We start from the raw sequence: 18,440 nt of genomic DNA, 5'->3' as shown, positions 1-18,440 counted from the left end.
CGGGTGAGGCGCCCGGGGTGACCCGCCTGCTCCCGGCGTCGCTGCTCAGAGCTCGAGCGGGTCGACCTGGACCCGCACGGCCTGGAGCTTGCGGGCGGACCTGATCCGCTGCAGCTCCCCCAGAGACTCCGACAGCGCCGTCCCCGAGGAGCGGGGCACCCGCAGGACCAGCCTGATCTCCTCCGGCTCGGCGGGCCGCCCGCCCGGGCCCCCCGCCCCGGGGGTCCGCTCCTTCGCGGCCACGGGCACGGGCCCGAGCACCTCGGCCACCTCCGGCAGCGCGAGCAGCGTGAGGGCGTCGTCGACGGCGCCGGGCTCTCCGGTGACGGTGGCGAGCCGCACGGCCGGCGGCAGGTGCGCCGAGGCGCGGGCCTCCAGCTCACGGGCGGCGAACCCGGCCGGGTCCCACCGCACCAGCGCCTGCAGCACGGGATGTGCCGGATCTCCGACCGCCACGACGTGACCACCGGGACGGACCAGCCCGGCCGCGGTCATGAACCGCCGCAGCGCCTCCTCCTCGGTACGCAGCTCCGCCCGGCCCAGCGCCATCCAGGTGTCCAGCAGCAGCACGCCGGCGTACCCGCCCTCGGCCACCGGCTCGGCGCCGGGCGTGGCCACCACGACCTCCGGCCGCGTCCCGACCTGCTGCAGCACGCGGTCGCCCCCGGAGCTGCGGATGGTGGCACCGGGCAGGCTGCGCCCGAGCTCCTCGGCGGTCCGGTCCCGGCCCACGACGGGCGCGCGCAGCCCGGCGCTCCCGCACTCGGGACACGCCCACCGGGGATCCGGAGTGCCGCACCAGCGGCACCGCGGAGGCTCGGTGCTGGCGGTCAGCTCGAGGGGTCCTTGACACCCGCGGCAGCGGGCAGGGGTCCGGCACCGCTCGCACGCCAGCGACGGGGCCCAGCCGGCTCGCGGCACCTGGACCAGCACGGGGCCGCTCTCCAGCGCGCGGCGCAGCATCGCGCGGGCGGCGCCCGGGATCCGGGCAGGGATCCCCCGGTCCTCCGCGGGAGTCACGTCGACCCGCGCGGCGGCACGGATGCTGCGCCGGTCGGGAGCCAGCGCGCGCGCCCACCCGGTCCGGAGCAGGTACTCGGCCTCGCAGGTCCGGGCGAACCCGCCGACCAGGGCAGCGGTGCCCTCCAGCTCGGCGCGGGTCAGCAGCACCTCCCGCGTGTGCGGGTAGGGCGCGCGCGGCTCGGCGTACAGGTCGTCGCCGTCGTCCCAGATCACCACCAGGCCGAGGTCCTGGACCGGAGCGAAGGCGGCGGAGCGGGTGCCCACCACCACCCGGTGCCGTCCGCGGGCGACCGCGAGGAAGGCGGCGTACCGACGCGCGGGCCCGCCCTCGGCGGTGAGCACCGCGTGCTGGTCCTCCCCCAGCACCGCGGTGAGCTGCTCGGAGACCCGGGCGACGTCCCGGTGGTCGGGAACGCAGATCAGCACCCCACGCCCTCCGCTCACCGTGGCGAGCGCGGCCTCCGCGACCAGCCGCGGCCAGTCGGTGCCCGCGGCCGGCTGCCAGACCGCTCGCGCCGGCCGGCCCTGGGTCAGGGCGCGCAGGAATGCCTCCCCGGCCCCCGGCTCGGCTCCCTGCTCGGCCCAGGCCAGCCTGGCCTCGCCCAGATCCGCCGGCCGCACGGGCAGCCGCTCCGGCTCGGGCGCCTTCTCCGTCGCGGCGTGCCGCGGGGGCACGGCCAGACGCAGCACGTCGGCGCGGGCCCCGGCGTACCGGTGGGCCAGGCGCGCGGTGAGCTCTGCCACCGCCGGGGTGAGCACCGGCTCGGGGCTGACCACCCGGCGCAGCGGGGCCAGCCGCCCGGGGTGCTGGGAGGTCGGCACGCGCGCCACCACGAAGCCGTCGACGTCCTGCCCGGCGAACCGCACCTTGACCCGGGCGCCCGGCACCGCGGTCGCGGCCATCGCCGCCGGCACGGAGTAGTCGAACGGCCGGTCGAGGTGGGCCAACGGCACGTCGACCAGGACCTGGGCGACCGGATCGACCTCGGCCGGCGCCGCCTCGTCGTCGCGGCGTCGCCGCTCCGCGCGGCCGCGGGCCCGGGCCTCGGCCACCGTCGCACGAAGACCGGGCAGCATCTCCGGCTGCCCGGTCTCGTGATCGCTCATGCGCGAATGTCTATCAGCCGCCACCGACGGGGTCGCCGGGATGGGCGGCGTCCTGCCGCCCGCTCAGAGGCCGGCGGCCTTCCGCAGCGCGTCGGCGCGGTCGGTGACCTCCCAGGTGAACCCCGGGAGCTCCCGACCGAAGTGCCCGTACGCCGCGGTCTGGGCGTACTTCGGCTTGAGCAGGTCCAGGTCGCGGATGATCGCGGCGGGGCGCAGGTCGAAGACCTCGAGCACCGCCTCCTGGATCTTCTGGTCCTCCACGACGCCGGTGCCGAAGGTCTCGATGAAGAGCCCGACAGGGGCGGCCTTGCCGATCGCGTACGCGACCTGCGCCTCGCACCGCCGGGCCAGACCGGCCGCCACCACGTTCTTGGCGACCCAGCGCATCGCGTACGCCGCCGAGCGGTCCACCTTCGACGGGTCCTTGCCGGAGAAGGCGCCGCCGCCGTGCCGGGCCATGCCGCCGTAGGTGTCGATGATGATCTTGCGACCGGTCAGCCCGGCGTCACCCATCGGGCCGCCGATGACGAAGCGGCCGGTGGGGTTGACCAGCATCCGGTAGCCCTCGGAGGGGATGTCGAAGCCGGCCAGCACCGGGTCGATCACGTGCTCCTGGATCTCGCCCTCGAGCTTGGCCAGGTCCGTGTCCTCGGAGTGCTGGGTGGAGAGCACCACGGTGTCGACCCGCACGGGCCGGTTCTCCGCGTCGTACTCGATGGTGACCTGGGTCTTCCCGTCCGGGCGCAGGTGCGGGAGGGTGCCGTCCTTGCGCACCTGCGAGAGGCGCTCGGAGAGCCGCTGGGCGATCGTGATCGGGAGCGGCATCAGCTCCGGGGTGTCGTCGCAGGCGTAGCCGAACATCAGGCCCTGGTCGCCGGCACCCTGACGGTCCAGCTCGTCCTCGGAGTGGTCGTGCCGCTCCTCGTAGGCGTCGTCCACGCCCTGGGCGATGTCCGGGGACTGGGCGCCGATGGCGACCTGCACCCCGCAGGAGCGACCGTCGAAGCCCTTGTCGGAGCTGTCGTAGCCGATCTCGAGCACCTTCTCCCGGACCAGCTGCGCGACCGGGGCGTACGCCTTGGTCGTCACCTCTCCGGCCACCACCACCAGGCCCGTGGTCAGCAGCGTCTCCACCGCGACCCGGCTCGCCGGGTCGTGCTCGAGCAGGTAGTCGAGCACTGAGTCGCTGATCTGGTCAGCGATCTTGTCCGGATGACCTTCGGTCACCGACTCGGACGTGAAAAGTCGTCCAGACACGATGTCACTCTCTCCCTTGAGACGTAGCGGTGCGGCAAGACTAGAACTCCGCCAGCATGCAAGACAGATGTCTCACAGGGCGAATCGGGCGACGACCTCGTCCCAGATGCTGTGGGCGATGTCGGCCTTGGCGGCCCGCGGGACGCTGCGGCTGCTTCCGTCGGTCCCGAGGATCACCACCTCGTTCTCCCCACTGCCGAAGACAGCGCCGCCGCTGACGTCGTTGACGACCAGGAGGTCGCAGCCCTTCCGGGCGAGCTTGGCCCGGCCGAGCTCGAGCACCGAGCCCGTCGAGTCGCCGGTCTCGGCTGCGAACCCCACGATCACCGCGTCCGGGCGGGAGCGGTTCGTGGCGAGCTCGTGCAGGATGTCGGGGTTCTGCTCCAGCGTCAGGGCCGGCGCCGAGCCGTCCGCCGCCTTCTTGATCTTGTCGGCGCTGCGGACCGCCGGCCGGAAGTCGGCGGGCGCCGCGGCCATCACGACCGCGTCCGCGCCCTGGACGGCCGCCAGCATCGCCGTACGGAGCTCCTCGGTCGTCTCGACGCGCTCGACGCGGGCACCGGCCGGGGCAGGCAGATCGACGTTCGCACTGACCAGCGTCACCGAGGCACCCCGGGACAGGGCCGCCCGAGCCAGGGCGTAGCCCTGCAGGCCCGAGGACCGGTTGCCCAGGAACCGGACCGGGTCGAGGAACTCCTTGGTCCCGCCGGCGGAGACCACCACGTGGCGACCGGCGAGGTCGGCCCCGCCCTCGGGGCGAGCCAGCACCTGGCGAGCGACCTCGAAGATCTCCCCGGGGTCGGGCAGCCGGCCCTTGCCGGTGTCCTTGCCGGTGAGCCGGCCCTCGGCGGGCTCGAGCACCAGGGTGCCGCGGGCGCGCAGCGTGGCCACGTTGGCCTGCGTCGCCGGGTGCTCCCACATCTCGGTGTGCATGGCAGGGGCCAGCACCACCGGGCACCTCGCGGTGAGCAGGGTGTTGGTCAGCAGGTCGTCCGCCAGGCCGTGCGCGGCCTTGGCCAGCAGGTCGGCGGTGGCGGGCGCGACCAGCACGAGGTCGGCCTGCTGGCCCAGCCGCACGTGCGGCACCTCGTGCACCTGGCTCCAGACGCTCGCGGCCACCGGCTTGCCGGACAGCGCCGCCCAGGTGGGCGCGCCGACGAACTCCAGCGCCGACGCGGTGGGCACGACGGTCACGTCGTGACCGGACTCGGTCAGACGACGGAGCAGCTCGCAGGCCTTGTACGCCGCGATGCCACCGCTCACGCCGAGAACGACACGGGGCCGAACGACACGGGGCCGCTCCCGCGCGAGCGGGGCGGCCTCGTCGTCGTGGTCAGCGACCTCGGGGGGTGGAGTCACTCCACGGGGGCGCTGGGCTCGGCCTGCGCACCGGCGGCGCGAGCCGCCTCCTCCGCCGCCAGCTCAGCCGGGTCGGCGTCCTCGCAGGTCAGCAGGTCCTCGTTGATCTCGCGCAGCGCGATCGAGAGCGGCTTCTCCTGGACGTGGGTGTCGACCAGCGGGCCGACGTACTCCAGCAGGCCCTCGCCGAGCTGCGAGTAGTAGGCGTTGATCTGCCGAGCGCGCTTGGCGCTGTAGAGGACCAGCTGGTACTTGCTGTCGGTCTTGGTGAGCAGGTCGTCGATCGAGGGGTTGGTCACGCCCTCTGCGGCGATGTTAGGGGCAGACACGCGTGGGCCTCACAAAAGGAACTCGAAGAATCAGGACTCGGAACCGAACTTCATCAACTTTACCAACTCCTCGACCGCATCGTGAACTTCCGTGTTCACGATGGTGACGTCGAACTCGCTCTCCGCCGCCAGCTCGCCCCGTGCGGTGGCCAGTCGGCGCTCCCGTTCGGCCTCGGTCTCGGTGCCTCGGCCGACCAGCCGACGGACCAGCTCGTCCCAGGACGGAGGCTTGAGGAAGACGAAGAGAGCCTCCGGCATCGACTCACGCACCTGGCGGGCGCCCTGCAGGTCGATCTCCAGCATCGCCGGCCGGCCGGCGGCCAGCGCCTGCTCGACCGGACCGCGCGGAGTGCCGTAACGGGCGGCGCCGTGCACGCACGCCCACTCCAGCAGCTGGTCCTCGGCGACGAGCCGGTCGAACTCCTCCTCGGAGACGAAGTGGTAGTGCACCCCGTCGACCTCACCGGGCCGGGGCGCGCGGGTCGTCGCCGAGACGGAGATCCAGACCTCCGGGTGCTCGGTGCGGACCGCGGCGGCCACGGTGCCCTTGCCCACGGCCGTCGGACCGGCCAGGACCACGAGGCGGGAGTGGCGGGCGGGTGCGTGCCGACCCTCGGCGGCGTACGTCACGCTCATCCCTCGGAGGTGAACTCGCGCTCCAGGGCGGCCACCTGCTTGGTGCCCAGCCCCCGGACCCGGCGGCTCTCGGCGATGCCGAGGCGCTCCATCATCTGGCGGGCGCGCACCTTGCCCAGGCCCGGCATCGACTGCAGCAGGTCGACGACCCGCATCTTGCCGATGACCTCGTTCTCCTGGCCCTCGTGGATCACCTCGAGGATCGAGGCCCCGGAGTTCTTGAGCCGGTTCTTCACCTCCGCTCGCTCCCTGCGGGAGGCGGCCGCCTTGTCGAGCGCCGCCTGGCGCTGTTCGGGGGTGAGGGGGGGCAGGGCCACGGAGAGTTCCTCGTCGTGTCGGGGGCAGGTCGGGGATCTGGTCAATCTAGTCACGAGGCGCCGCGAGCGGCAATCGAGGGCCGACCCGGAGCCGGTGACGTCCGCCACCCGGTCCCGGCGGGGCTCACTCCCCCAGGGCCGCGACCGCGTCGTTGCCGCGCAGCACGGCGTCGCGGAGCGCGCCGGTGTCCGGGCCCGCCGAGAGCACCTCGCGCGAGGAGCTGGGCAGGACGCGCGGAGCCGCCGCGCCGAAGATCCGCCGCAGGTCGGTGATGGTCCCGCCCTGCGCGCCGAAGCCGGGAGCCAGGATCGGACCGTTGACGTCGAGGTCCTCCTCGACCTCGGCCAGGGTCGCCCCCACCACCGGGCCGAAGTCGCCCATCGGCTCCGCGCCGTGGTTGAGCTCGCGCAGCTGGTCCAGCACGAAGCCCGCCACGCTGCGCCCGCCCGACGCCGCGGACTGCACCTGGACACCCTCGGGGTTGGAGGTGCGGGCCAGCACGAAGAGACCGGCACCGTGCCGACGGGCGGTCTCCACCATCGGGGTCAGGGACCCGAAGCCGAGGAAGGGGCTGGCGGTGATCGCGTCCGCGGCCAGGGGCGAGGCCGGGTCGAGGTAGGCGTCGGCGTAGGCCTGGGTGGTGGAGCCGATGTCGCCTCGCTTCACGTCCAGCAGGACCAGCGCACCGGCCTCCCGGGACTCGGAGAGCACCCGTTCCAGCACCGCGATCCCCCGGCTGCCGAAGCGCTCGAAGAAGGCGCTCTGCGGCTTCACCACGCCCGCCACCGGCGCGATCGCCTCCACCGCGGTCAGCGCGAACCGCTCCAGGCCGGCGACGTCGTCGGACAGGCCCCACGAGGCCAGCAGCGCCGCGTGCGGGTCGATCCCGACGCAGAGCCGGCCCCGGCTGAGCATCGACTCGTGCAGGCGGGCTCCGAAGGACTGGACTGTCATGGGGACTCCTCGAGGTCGGAACGGATGCGGGTGTACGTGGTGGGGTCAGCCAGCATCGCAGTGCCGACCTGGACCGCGACAGCGCCGGCGGCGAGGTAGCTCCGGACGTGGCCCGCCTCGGTCACCCCGCCGGCGCCCACCACCGGCGTGCGGGGCAGCACCTGCGCGACGTCGCGGACGCACCGCAGAGCCACCGGGCGGACCGCGGGACCGCTGAGCCCGGCCGGCCGCCCGTCGGCCAGGGCGGCCGGGAGGGCGTTGCCGACCACGACCGCGATGGCTCCGGCGTCGACCACCGCGCGCGCGGTCTCCACCACCCGCGAGACGTCGGGACGCAGCTTGGCCAGGACCGGGAGGTCGCCGGGCACCTCGCGGCGCACCGCTCCGACCACGGAGCCGGCGTGGAAGGGCTCCCGGGCGTCGAAGAGCCCGGTGCCGGCCGGGTCGGGCACGGAGAGGTTGACCTCCACCCCAGCCACCCCCGGCGCACGACCCACCCGGCGGGCGAGCTCGGCGTACTCCCCCAGCGACGCCGCGACCACCGAGACGAAGACCCGGACGCCGGCACGCACCAGCCACGGCAGCTCGGTGGCGAGGAACTCGGCCAGCCCGGGGTTCCACAGCGGCGTGCGGAGCACCAGGCCGCCGGGAGACTCCTCCAGCAGCGGAGGCGGCCCCGACGACCGCGGAGCCAGGGTCAGGCTGCGCGTGACCAGGGTGAGCCGCTCCAGGTCGACGTACGGCGCCAGCTCGCGACCGGTGCCGCCGCAGCCCGCCGCGACCATCAGCGGCGGGTCGAAGGTCAGTGCGGCCACGGTGCACCGCCCGCCTGCGGTGCGGCGTCCCACCGGACCCGGTCCGCGCGCATCGCCGGCCCCTCGACGCAGGCCCGGACCCAGTGGGCGGCCCCCACCGAGTCCTGGACCGGGACCAGGCAGGCACCGCAGAGCCCGGTGCCGCAGGGCATCGGCGGCGCCAGCGCGACCTGGGCGCTGAGCTCGCGCACCCGAGCCGCCTCGGCCACCGCGCGCAGCAGGGCGGGCGAGCCGGCTGCATAGGTCACCTGGGCACCGCTGCTCGTCAGCACCGCCCCCAGCACGCCCTCGGCGCTGCCGCGGGTCCCGACGGACCCGTCCGCGGTCGCCACCGTCACCGCCCGGGCCAGCCGCCGGGCCTCCAGCGTCGAGACCAGGTGCGCCTCGTCGTCGGCGGCGACCAGCATGGTCACCGGGCAGGCGCGCTCACGCAGCCGCTCGGCGAGGGTGAACAGGGAGGCTGCGGCGACCCCCTCGCCGACCAGCAGGCAGGCCACAGGCTCGCGAGGCAGGGCGAACGGCCGCCCCAACGGGCCGGTCAGCGGCACCCGGTCACCGAGCCGACGCCCGGCCAGCCAGGTCCCGCCCTGCCCGCGAGGCTCGACCACCACGTCGAGGCACGCCCCGTGGGTGCCGCTCTCGCGGACCCGGTGGATCCACAGCGAGCGCCGGCCCAGTGACCCGGTGCCCACCGTGACGGCGACGAACATGCCGGGCCGGAACCCGTCCGCGACCCCGGGGGCGGCCAGCGACAGCACCCGGTAGGCGCCCGCACGCCTGGTGGCGATGACCTCCGCGTCGACGTGGACGGGCACCGCGGTCAGCCTCCGGCCAGTCCGCGCACGACCCGGGCCGGCCACCGGGGTCCGCCGTAGACGAACCCCGTGTAGGCCTGCACGAGCGTGGCGCCGGCGGCCAGCCGGGCGCGCGCGTCCGCGGCGTCGCTGATGCCGCCGACCCCGATCAGGGTGAGGTCAGGCCCGACGCGCTCACGCAGCAGCCGGGTCACCTCCAGGGCGCGGCTCCGCAGCGGGGCGCCGGAGAGGCCGCCCGCGCCGATCTCCTCGACCCGGGTCCGGTCGGAGGCCAGGTGCTCGCGGGAGATGGTGGTGTTGGTCGCGATGATCCCGTCGAGCCCGATGGCGAGCGCCAGGTCCGCGACTGCGAGGACGTCGTCGTCGCTGAGGTCGGGCGCGATCTTGACCAGCAGCGGCACCCGGCGGTCCGGCACTGCCTCGTCGGCGCGGGACCGGACCGCGCGCAGCAGCGGCTCCAGCTTCTCCACCGCCTGCAGGTCGCGCAGGCCGGGGGTGTTCGGCGAGGAGACGTTGACGACCAGGTAGTCGGCGTACGGCGCCAGCAGGCCGGTGCTCTTGCGGTAGTCCTCGACCGCGTGCTCCTCCGGGACGACCTTGGTCTTCCCGATGTTGACCCCGAGGACCAGTGGCGGCGCGGCCTCGCGCCTCGCCGACCGCCGGGCCAGGCGAGCGGCGACCGTCTCGGCCCCCTCGTTGTTGAAGCCCATCCGGTTGACCACGGCCCGGTCGGCGGGCAGCCGGAACAGGCGGGGCCTGGGGTTGCCCGGCTGCGGCTCGCCGGTGACCGTGCCGACCTCCACGTGCCCGAACCCCAGCGCCGCCAGGGCGTCGATGCCACGAGCGTTCTTGTCGAAGCCGGCGGCCAGCCCCAGGGGGTGCGGGAACCGCAGCCCCATCGCCTCGACCGGCGTGCCCGTGGCTCGGGGCAGCCGGCGGGTGACCGGGCGGCCGGCCCGGATCGCGGCGAACGCCACCTCGTGGGCGCGCTCGGGGTCGACCCGGGTCAGCACCCGGTCGAAGAGCTGGTCGTACATCAGCGCGACCCGCTGGCGGCGTTCCACTCCTGCAGGCTCCGGACCCCGATGTCGCCGCGGTGCAGCGCCTCGATGCCCTGCACCGCCGCACCCAGCCCCTGCACCGTGGTGATGCACGGGATGTTCGCCAGCACCGCCGCCGTCCGGATCTCGTAGCCGTCCGAGCGCCCGGCCTCGCCCGTCGAGTACGGGGTGTTGACCACCAGGTCGATCTGCCCGTTCCGGATCATCCCGACCGTGGTCGGCTCCCCCTCGGGTCCTTCGCCCTCGTGGTGCTTGCGCACGGTGGTGACGGTGACGCCGTTGCGCCGGAGCACCTCGGCGGTGCCCTGGGTCGCGAGGATCTCGTAGCCCTTCTCCGCCAGCACCTTGATCGGGAAGATCATGTTGCGCTTGTCCCGGTTGGCCACTGAGACGAAGACCCGGCCCGCGAGCGGGAGCGACCCGTACGCCGCGGTCTGGGACTTGGCGAACGCCTTGCCGAAGTCGTGGTCGAAGCCCATCACCTCGCCGGTCGACTTCATCTCCGGCCCCAGGAGCGTGTCGACGTTCGCCCCCTCGGCGGTCCGGAACCGGTTGAACGGCAGGACCGCCTCCTTGACGGCGATCGGCGCGTCCGCCGGCAGGGTGCCGCCGTCGCCGGTCTCCGGCAGCAGGCCGGCGGAGCGCAGGTCGGCGATCGACTCGCCCAGCATCACCCGGGCCGCGGCCTTGGCCAGCGGGGTCGCGGTCGCCTTGGAGACGAACGGGACCGTGCGCGAGGCGCGCGGGTTCGCCTCCAGCACGTAGAGCACGTCGGAGCTCAGCGCGAACTGGATGTTGAGCAGGCCGCGGACGCCGACGCCCCGGGCGATCGCCTCGGTGGCCTGGCGGATCCGCTTGATCTCGTAGGTGCCCAGGGTGATCGGGGGCAGCGCGCAGGAGGAGTCGCCGGAGTGGATGCCGGCCTCCTCGATGTGCTCCATCACGCCGCCGAGGAAGAGCTCCTCGCCGTCGAACAGGGCGTCCACGTCGATCTCCACCGCGTCGTCGATGAACCGGTCGACCAGCACCGGGTGCTCCGGGCTGATCTCGGTGGCCCGCTCGATGTAGCCGCGCAGCGACGGGTCGTCGTACACGATCTCCATGCCGCGTCCGCCGAGCACGTAGGAGGGACGGACCAGCACGGGGTAGCCGATCCCCTCCGCGATCTCCTTGGCGTCCTCGTAGGAGGTCGCCATCCCGAACTTCGGCGCGGGCAGTCCGGCGTCGGCCAGCACCTGGCCGAACGCGCCGCGCTCCTCGGCGAGGTGGATCGCCTCCGGCGGGGTGCCGACGATCGGCACCCCGGCGTCGGCCAGCCCCTGGGCCAGGCCCAGCGGGGTCTGGCCGCCGAGCTGGCAGATGACCCCGACGACGGGGCCGGCCTGCTGCTCGGCGTGCACGATCTCCAGCACGTCCTCCAGCGTGAGCGGCTCGAAGTAGAGCCGGTCGGAGGTGTCGTAGTCGGTGGAGACCGTCTCCGGGTTGCAGTTGACCATCACGGTCTCGTAGCCGGCCTCGCTGAGCGCCAGCGAGGCGTGCACGCAGGAGTAGTCGAACTCGATGCCCTGACCGATCCGATTCGGGCCGGAGCCGAGGATGATCACTGCCGACCGCTCCCGCGGCGCGACCTCGGTCTCCTCGTCGTAGGAGGAGTAGTGGTACGGCGTGGCCGCGGCGAACTCCGCGGCGCAGGTGTCGACCGTCTTGTAGACCGGGCGCAGACCGAAGGCGTGCCGGACCGCGCGCACCTCCTCCTCGGTCATGCTCCGGATGCCGGCGACCTGGGCATCGCTGAAGCCGTGCCGCTTGGCCAGCCGCAGCGTGGCCTCGTCGAGCTGGTCGGCGGCGCCGATCCGCTCCGCGACCTCGCGGAGCAGGAAGAGCTGGTCGACGAACCACGGGTCGATCCGGGTGTGCTCGAAGACCTGCTCGGGGGTGGCCCCGGCCAGGATCGAGTCCATCACCGTCCGCAGGCGGCCGTCGGTGGGCACCCGGGACTTCTCCAGCAGTGCCTCGAGGTCGCCGGGCGGGGCGGCGAAGTCGAAGATCGCCTGCTTGCTCTCCAGGCTGCGCAACGCCTTCTGCAGCGACTCGGTGAAGTTGCGCCCGATCGCCATCGCCTCGCCGACGCTCTTCATGTGCGTGGTCAGGGTCTGGTCGGCGCCGGGGAACTTCTCGAACGCGAACCGGGGCACCTTCACCACGACGTAGTCGAGGGTGGGCTCGAAGGCGGCCGGGGTGCTCTGCCCGTCGGGGCGGGTGGTGATGTCGTTGGGGATCTCGTCCAGCGTGTAGCCGATGGCCACCTTGGCCGCGATCTTCGCGATCGGGAAGCCGGTCGCCTTGGAGGCCAGCGCGCTCGAGCGGGAGACCCGGGGGTTCATCTCGATCACGATCAGCCGGCCGTCGGCGGGGTTGACGGCGTACTGGATGTTGCAGCCGCCGGTGTCGACGCCGACCGCGCGGATGATGCCGATCGCCATGTCGCGCATCTTCTGGTACTCGCGGTCGGTGAGGGTCAGCGCCGGGGCCACGGTGATCGAGTCACCGGTGTGCACGCCCATCGGGTCGAGGTTCTCGATCGAGCAGATGATCACCACGTTGTCGGCGGTGTCGCGCATGACCTCGAGCTCGTACTCCTTCCACCCGAGGATCGACTCCTCCAGGAGCACCTCGGTGGTCGGGGACGCCGCCAGGCCCGCGCCGCCGATGCGGCGCAGGTCGGCCTCGTCGTAGGCGAATCCGGAGCCGGTCCCGCCCATGGTGAAGGACGGACGGACGACGAGCGGGTAGCCGAGCTCGTCGGCACCGGCCAGCAGGTCCTCGATCGTGTGGCAGACCACCGACCGGGCGGACTCGCCGCCGAGCTCCTCGACGATCTTCTTGAACGTCTCGCGGTTCTCGCCGCGGTTGATCGCCTCGATGCTGGCGCCGATCAGCTCGACGTCGTACTTCTCCAGCACCCCGGCGGCGTCGAGCTGCATGGCGCAGTTGAGGGCGGTCTGCCCGCCGAGGGTCGCGAGCAGCGCGTCGGGCCGCTCCTTGGCGATCACCTTCTCGACGTACTCGGGGGTGATCGGCTCGATGTAGGTGGCGTCGGCGAACTCCGGGTCGGTCATGATCGTGGCCGGGTTGGAGTTGACCAGGACGACCCGCAGGCCCTCCTCCTTGAGCACCCGGCACGCCTGCGTGCCGGAGTAGTCGAACTCGCAGGCCTGCCCGATGATGATCGGCCCGGAGCCGATCACCAGCACGGACTTGATGTCGTCGCGCTTGGGCATCAGGCCTTCGCCTCCATGAGGTCGCAGAAACGGTCGAAGAGGTAGGCAGCATCGTGCGGACCGGCCGCGGCCTCCGGGTGGTACTGGACGGAGAAGCTCCTCAGCGCCCCGTCGTCGTCGCGCAGCTCCAGGCCCTCGACCACGTCGTCGTTGAGGCAGACGTGGGAGACCGAGGCGACGCCGTACGGCGTGTGGGTCTCCCCCTCCAGGGGCGCGTCGACCGCGAAGCCGTGGTTGTGCGCGGTGACCTCGACCTTGCCGGTGGTGCGGTCCATCACGGGCTGGTTGATGCCGCGGTGGCCGTACTTGAGCTTGTAGGTGTCGAAGCCCAGGGCACGACCGAAGAGCTGGTTGCCGAAGCAGATCCCGAAGTACGGGAGGTCCTGGGCCAGCGCCCCCTGGAGCAGCTCGACCTGGGCGGTGGTGGCGGCCGGGTCGCCCGGGCCGTTGGAGAAGAAGAGGCCGTCGGGCGCGACGGCGAGCACCTGCTCGAGCGAGGAGGTGGCGGGCAGGACGTGCACCTCGATGCCGCGCTCGCTCATCATCCGCGGGGTGTTCGCCTTGATCCCCAGGTCGAGGGCGGCGACGGTGAACCGCTTCTCCCCCACTGCGGGGACGACGTACGGCTCGCTCACCGTGACCGCCTCGCTGAGGTTGGCACCGGTCATCTCACCGGACTCGCGGACCCGGGCCAGCAGCGCCTCGGCGTCGGTCTCGGTGGTGGAGATGCCCACCCGCATCGCGCCGCGCTCGCGCAGGTGCCGGGTCAGGGCGCGGGTGTCCACACCGGAGATCCCGACGACACCCTGCTCGCGCAGCGCGTCGTCCAGGGTCCGCGTGCTGCGCCAGTTGGAGGGCACCCGGGCGGGGTCGCGCACGACGTAGCCGGAGACCCAGATGCGACGGGACTCGGGGTCCTCGTCGTTCATGCCGGTGTTGCCGACGTGCGGGGCCGTCATCACGACGACCTGGCGGTGGTAGCTGGGGTCGGTCAGCGTCTCCTGGTAGCCGGACATGCCGGTCGAGAAGACGATCTCGCCGAAGGTCTCGCCTTCGGCTCCGAAGGACTCACCGCGAAAGGTGCGCCCGTCCTCGAGGACCATGAGCGCAGGGGCAGGCAGAGCCATGCCGCACCTCCTTCTCCGCCTCACAGGACGGACCGTTAAAGGATGTTCGAACAGGGGGCCGACCCTATCAGTGGGACGGCCCGCACCCGGGGCGGGTACCGCTCCGTGGCGCGCCTCTCGCCCGCCCCTACGCCGGCTCAGGCCACGAAGATGCAGAACGGATGCCCCTCGGGGTCCGCGTACACCCGCAGCGGTTCGTCAGGGTCGTCGGTGCGGTCCAGCAGGACCGTGGCGCCCAGCGACAGCGCACGCTCGTGCTGCTCGGCGAGCCCCTCGACGTCGGGCACCGTCAGGTCCAGGTGGAGCTGCTGCGAGACACCGGGCTCCGGCCACGTCGGGCGCGGCAGCGCCTCGACGCGCTGGAACGCGAGCATCCGGGTGCCGTCCTCGGCGGTGAGCACCAACCAGTCGGCCTGGTCGGGGGTCCCGTCGGCCGGGACGTCGTCGCCCGGGCGGTAGACCAGACCGAGCAGCTCGCGCCAGAACTCGGCCTCCCGTCTGATCTCGACCGCGTCGAGCACCGTGTGCAGCAGCCGGGGTGGGGGCATCAGGAGAGACCCCGGGCGTAGTTCCCCGGGTGGTGGCAGTCGTCGAGGTCGGCCAGCCGGTCGACGGTGGTGATCTCCATGGGCCGACACTAGACCCGCCGGGCGGCGGGGGTCAGCCCGTGCAGATCAGTCCGCCAGTGCTCCGTCCCGGACGGTCACCCGACCGCCGTACACGGTGTGCACCACGCGGGAGGAGAGCTCCCGGCCGTGCCAGGGATTGTTGCGCGAGAGCGAGGCCGAGGCGTCCCGGTCGACGGTGACGGCGGCGTCGGGGTCGACCAGCACCACGTGCCCGGGAGCCCCGGGGACCAGCCCCTGCCCCTGGGACCCGAGGCCGGCGATCCGCGCGGGCGTGGTCGACATGACCCGGGCGACGTCGCTCCACGAGAGCTCGGGCATCGCGGTGCGCACCACGCCGAGTGCGGTCTCCAGCCCGAGCATACCGAAGGCGGCGTCGACGAAGGCGTGCTCCTTGTCGTGGCGGGCGTGCGGGGCGTGGTCGGTGGCCACCGCGTCGATCGTGCCGTCGGCCAGCGCCTCGCGCAGCGCGGCGACGTCCTCCTCGGGACGCAGCGGCGGGTTGACCTTGTACGTCGGGTCGTAGCCGGTGAGCAGGTCGGCGGTCAGCAGCAGGTGGTGCGGCGTGACCTCGGCGGTGACGTCGATCCCCTGGGCCTTCGCCCAGCGCAGCACCTCGACCGAGCCGGCGGTGGAGACGTGCGCGACGTGCACCCGCGAGCCGGTGTGCCGGGCGAGCATCACGTCGCGCGCGACGATCACCTCCTCGGCGATGCCGGGCCAGCCGGGCAGACCGAGGCGGCCGGAGAGCTCGCCCTCGTGGCAGCAGGCGGTCGGGCCGGCGAGCGTGGGGTCCTGGGAGTGCTGGGAGACCACCCCGCCGAACGCCTTGACGTACTCCAGGGCCCGGCGCATCACCCGGGCGTCGTGCACGCAGCGACCGTCGTCGGAGAAGACCCGGACGCGCGCCCGGGACCGGGCCATCAGCCCGAGCTCGGCGAGCTCCTCCCCGCCCAGGCCGCGGGTGACCGCGCCCACGGGCTGCACCTCGACCAGGCCCACCTCGCGTCCGAGCTGCCAGACGCGCTCGGCCGCCTCGGCGGTGTCGGTGACCGGCGAGGTGTTGGCCATCGCCAGCACGGCGGTGTAGCCGCCGAGGGCCGCGGCCTGCGAGCCGGTCAGGATCGTCTCGGCGTCCTCCCGCCCCGGTTCACGCAGGTGGGTGTGCAGGTCGACGAGGCCCGGCAGCGCGACCAGGCCGTCGGCGTCGAGCACCTCGTGGCCTGCCGGGTCCACCGCACCGACCTCGGCGATCACGCCGTCGACGACGAGCAGGTCTGCCGGGGTCTCGCCGAGCAGCGAGGCCCCCTTGATCACGAGCGCCATCAGGCTTCCTCTCCGGCCAGCAGGTGGTAGAGCACGGACATGCGGACCGCCAGACCGCTGGAGACCTGCTCCAGGACGACCGACTGGGCGGCGTCCGCGGCGTCGGCGGCGATCTCCAGGCCGCGGTTCATCGGACCGGGGTGGCAGATCGGCACGTCCGGCCCGATCAGCGCGAGCCGGTTGCGGGTCAGCCCGTAGCCGACCGTGTACTCCCGGGCGGTCGGGAAGAACGCGCCGGACATGCGCTCGCGCTGGACCCGCAGCATCATCACCGCGTCGGCCTCGGGCAGCACGGCGTCCAGGTCGTAGGAGGTCTCGAAGCCGACGTCGCGCGACCAGGGGTCGATCCCGGACGGCATCAGCGTCGGCGGCGCCACGACCGTCACCCGGGCGCCGAGCTTGGTCAGGCACAGGACGTTGGAGCGGAAGACCCTGCTGTGCGTCAGGTCGCCGACGATCGCCACGTGGCGGCCCGCCAGCGAGCCCAGGTGGCGCTGCAGGGTGTAGGCGTCGAGCAGCGCCTGGGTGGGGTGCTCGTGCATCCCGTCGCCGGCGTTGACCACGGCGGCGTCGACCCACTGGCTCACCTGGTGGGCGGCGCCGCTGGCCGGGTGCCGGATGACCAGGCCGTCGACACCCATCGCGCAGACGGTCAGCACGGTGTCGCGCAGGCTCTCGCCCTTGGAGGCGCTGGACCCCTTGGCGCTGACGTTGATCACGTCCGCCGAGAGCCACTTGCCCGCGATCTCGAACGAGGAGCGCGTGCGGGTGGAGTCCTCGAAGAACATGTTGACCACCGTGCGCCCGCGCAGGGCGGGGAGCTTCTTGACATCCCGGGTCTGGACGTCGTGCATCTCGGCGGCGGTCTCGAAGATCGCGCCGATCTGGTCGACGGAGAGGTCGTCGATGGAGAGCAGGTGCTTCACGCGATCGTCACCTCGTCCACCCCGTCGGTCTCGGCGAGCCGCACGCTGACCCGCTCGGAGCGGGCGCTGGGCAGGTTCTTGCCCACGTGGTCGGCCCGGATCGGCAGCTCGCGGTGACCCCGGTCGACCAGGACGGCGAGCCGCACCGCCGCGGGGCGACCCAGGTCGCTCAGCGCGTCCAGGGCAGCGCGGATGGTGCGCCCGGAGAAGAGCACGTCGTCGACCAGCACGACGACCTTGCCGTCGATGCCGGAGGCCGGGAGCTGAGTCTTGTGCGCGCGGCGGGTGGGCTGGGAGCGCAGGTCGTCGCGGTACATCGTCACGTCGAGCTCGCCGACCGCGACGGGCGTGCCCTCCACGGCCGCGATCCCCTCGGCGATCCGCCGTGCCAGCGGGACGCCGCGGGTGTGCAGGCCGAGGAGGATGAGGCCGTCGGCGCCCTTGTTGCGCTCGAGGATCTCGTGCGAGATGCGGGTCAGAGCCCGGCCGATGTCTCGGGGATCGAGGACGGTACGTCCTGGTGCGGGGGCAGGCATGGGCGACCTGGACCTCCTTCTCCGCCTCACGGGACGGTTCGTTAAAGGATGTCGTGCAGGCCGGATGCTAACAGCCCGAGGCGTCCGCTCAGCGGTCGAGGTGCTTCGCCCGCGCGAAGCTGAACAGGCCGTAGCAGGCGATACCCAGGGCGATCACGCTGAGCAGCCACGGGCCGAAGGGCTGCTGCAGCACCTCGGCGAGCGCGTCGTCGAGTCCCTGGTCCTTGCCCTCGTGCGTCCAGCCGGCGTGCACGATCAGCACGCCGACGATCCCGACCGCGACGCCCTTGGAGACGTAGCCGGCGATGCCGAACCACTTGTAGGCGCGGCCGATCTCGCCGATCCGGCCGGACTGGTCGAGGTGCTCGAGGAACTTCTTGGAGACGCCGCGGTAGATCTGCAGACCGCCGTAGCCGATCACGCAGAGCCCACCGAACACGACCAGCCACTGGCCGGCGGGCCAGGACATCACCTGCGCGGTGAACGGCTTGCCACCACCGCCGCCGCCACTGCTCAGCAGCGTGCGGAAGGCGGTGAAGGCCAGGGCTCCGTACAGAGCGGCCTTGAGCAGGGAGCCGCCGGCCGCGACCCAGCGCTCCGTGCCGTCCTTGTCCTCGTGCCCGAAGGCGGCCTCCAGGAGCCGCCAGAGCACCAGCAGGACCAGGCCGACGGCGACGCCCCACAGCACCGCGGTGCCGAGTCCGCTGGAGGTCAGCTGCTGGAAGGCGCCCTCGCTCGAGGCCTTCCCCGAGGAGGAGCTGCCCCAGGCGAGCTGGAGCGCCACCCAGCCGATCAGGAGGTGGGTGATGCCGTAGGCGACCAGCCCGACGCGGATGAGAACGTCGAGCCAGGGGCTGTCCTCGGCACTGTCGCCCGCCCTGCGGGCCTTGCTGGAGATGTCGACCACGGACCCCGGGTGCCCATCCGGGGTCCGCAGCATGCGT

General features: G+C 73.2%; 17 protein-coding genes. All 17 read right to left on the bottom strand.

The features are described from left to right. Positions 1 to 45 precede the first annotated feature (45 nt). Positions 46 to 2,130 carry a primosomal protein N' gene (locus H8838_RS09060; RefSeq protein ID WP_185994811.1) on the bottom strand — a complete coding sequence of 695 codons (2,085 nt, stop codon included), beginning with the start codon at positions 2,128 to 2,130 and terminating at the stop codon, positions 46 to 48. A 63-nt stretch (positions 2,131 to 2,193) separates the two neighbouring features. Beyond that, on the bottom strand, positions 2,194 to 3,387 hold the full coding sequence (gene metK / locus H8838_RS09055; protein WP_224766490.1) for a methionine adenosyltransferase: 1,194 nt from the start codon (positions 3,385 to 3,387) through the stop codon (positions 2,194 to 2,196). 72 nt (positions 3,388 to 3,459) lie between these two features. Further along, positions 3,460 to 4,650 carry a bifunctional phosphopantothenoylcysteine decarboxylase/phosphopantothenate--cysteine ligase CoaBC gene (gene coaBC, locus H8838_RS09050; protein WP_224766489.1) on the bottom strand — a complete coding sequence of 397 codons (1,191 nt, stop codon included), beginning with the start codon at positions 4,648 to 4,650 and terminating at the stop codon, positions 3,460 to 3,462. A gap of 92 nt (positions 4,651 to 4,742) precedes the next feature. Beyond that, positions 4,743 to 5,075 carry a DNA-directed RNA polymerase subunit omega gene (gene rpoZ, locus H8838_RS09045; RefSeq protein WP_309136324.1) on the bottom strand — a complete coding sequence of 111 codons (333 nt, stop codon included), beginning with the start codon at positions 5,073 to 5,075 and terminating at the stop codon, positions 4,743 to 4,745. Positions 5,076 to 5,105: 30 nt separating this feature from the next. After that, entirely contained in the window at positions 5,106 to 5,711 is a 606-nt protein-coding gene (gmk, locus tag H8838_RS09040) for a guanylate kinase (protein WP_181310774.1), read from the bottom strand. Then, positions 5,708 to 6,028 carry an integration host factor, actinobacterial type gene (gene mihF, locus H8838_RS09035; RefSeq protein ID WP_181310773.1) on the bottom strand — a complete coding sequence of 107 codons (321 nt, stop codon included), beginning with the start codon at positions 6,026 to 6,028 and terminating at the stop codon, positions 5,708 to 5,710. The genes gmk and mihF overlap by 4 nt, the downstream gene beginning before the upstream one ends. A 124-nt stretch (positions 6,029 to 6,152) precedes the next feature. Beyond that, on the bottom strand, positions 6,153 to 6,983 hold the full coding sequence (pyrF, locus tag H8838_RS09030; protein ID WP_181310772.1) for an orotidine-5'-phosphate decarboxylase: 831 nt from the start codon (positions 6,981 to 6,983) through the stop codon (positions 6,153 to 6,155). Continuing rightward, a complete protein-coding gene (locus tag H8838_RS09025; RefSeq protein ID WP_185994813.1) occupies positions 6,980 to 7,798 on the bottom strand; it encodes a beta/alpha barrel domain-containing protein in 819 nt (272 codons plus the stop codon). The genes pyrF and H8838_RS09025 overlap by 4 nt, the downstream gene beginning before the upstream one ends. Continuing rightward, positions 7,786 to 8,613, bottom strand: coding sequence for an iron-sulfur cluster-binding protein (locus H8838_RS09020; protein ID WP_185994814.1), 828 nt, complete (start codon positions 8,611 to 8,613; stop codon positions 7,786 to 7,788). Before H8838_RS09020 ends, H8838_RS09025 begins: the two co-directional genes overlap by 13 nt. A 5-nt stretch (positions 8,614 to 8,618) precedes the next feature. Then, a complete protein-coding gene (locus H8838_RS09015) occupies positions 8,619 to 9,677 on the bottom strand; it encodes a quinone-dependent dihydroorotate dehydrogenase (RefSeq protein ID WP_224766488.1) in 1,059 nt (352 codons plus the stop codon). After that, entirely contained in the window at positions 9,650 to 12,955 is a 3,306-nt protein-coding gene (gene carB / locus H8838_RS09010; protein ID WP_181310769.1) for a carbamoyl-phosphate synthase large subunit, read from the bottom strand. The genes H8838_RS09015 and carB overlap by 28 nt, the downstream gene beginning before the upstream one ends. Further along, positions 12,955 to 14,082, bottom strand: a complete 1,128-nt coding sequence (carA, locus tag H8838_RS09005) for a glutamine-hydrolyzing carbamoyl-phosphate synthase small subunit (protein WP_185994815.1) — start codon at positions 14,080 to 14,082, stop codon at positions 12,955 to 12,957. Before carA ends, carB begins: the two co-directional genes overlap by 1 nt. 137 nt (positions 14,083 to 14,219) lie before the next feature. Beyond that, complete coding sequence (locus H8838_RS09000; protein WP_181310767.1) at positions 14,220 to 14,630, bottom strand: VOC family protein; 411 nt, start codon at positions 14,628 to 14,630, stop codon at positions 14,220 to 14,222. 126 nt (positions 14,631 to 14,756) lie between these two features. After that, positions 14,757 to 16,034, bottom strand: a complete 1,278-nt coding sequence (locus H8838_RS08995) for a dihydroorotase (RefSeq protein WP_185994816.1) — start codon at positions 16,032 to 16,034, stop codon at positions 14,757 to 14,759. Then, positions 16,034 to 16,960, bottom strand: a complete 927-nt coding sequence (locus H8838_RS08990; protein WP_185994817.1) for an aspartate carbamoyltransferase catalytic subunit — start codon at positions 16,958 to 16,960, stop codon at positions 16,034 to 16,036. Before H8838_RS08990 ends, H8838_RS08995 begins: the two co-directional genes overlap by 1 nt. Further along, complete coding sequence (pyrR, locus tag H8838_RS08985; RefSeq protein WP_185994818.1) at positions 16,957 to 17,496, bottom strand: bifunctional pyr operon transcriptional regulator/uracil phosphoribosyltransferase PyrR; 540 nt, start codon at positions 17,494 to 17,496, stop codon at positions 16,957 to 16,959. The genes H8838_RS08990 and pyrR overlap by 4 nt, the downstream gene beginning before the upstream one ends. Before the next feature lie 88 nt (positions 17,497 to 17,584). Then, a complete protein-coding gene (locus H8838_RS08980) occupies positions 17,585 to 18,436 on the bottom strand; it encodes a DUF1206 domain-containing protein (RefSeq protein ID WP_185994819.1) in 852 nt (283 codons plus the stop codon). Positions 18,437 to 18,440: the final 4 nt, after the last annotated feature.

Origin of the sequence: Nocardioides campestrisoli (assembly GCF_013624435.2) — a bacterium.
GTDB lineage: Bacteria > Actinomycetota > Actinomycetes > Propionibacteriales > Nocardioidaceae > Nocardioides > Nocardioides campestrisoli.
This window is presented reverse-complemented; position numbering and strand designations above follow the sequence as displayed.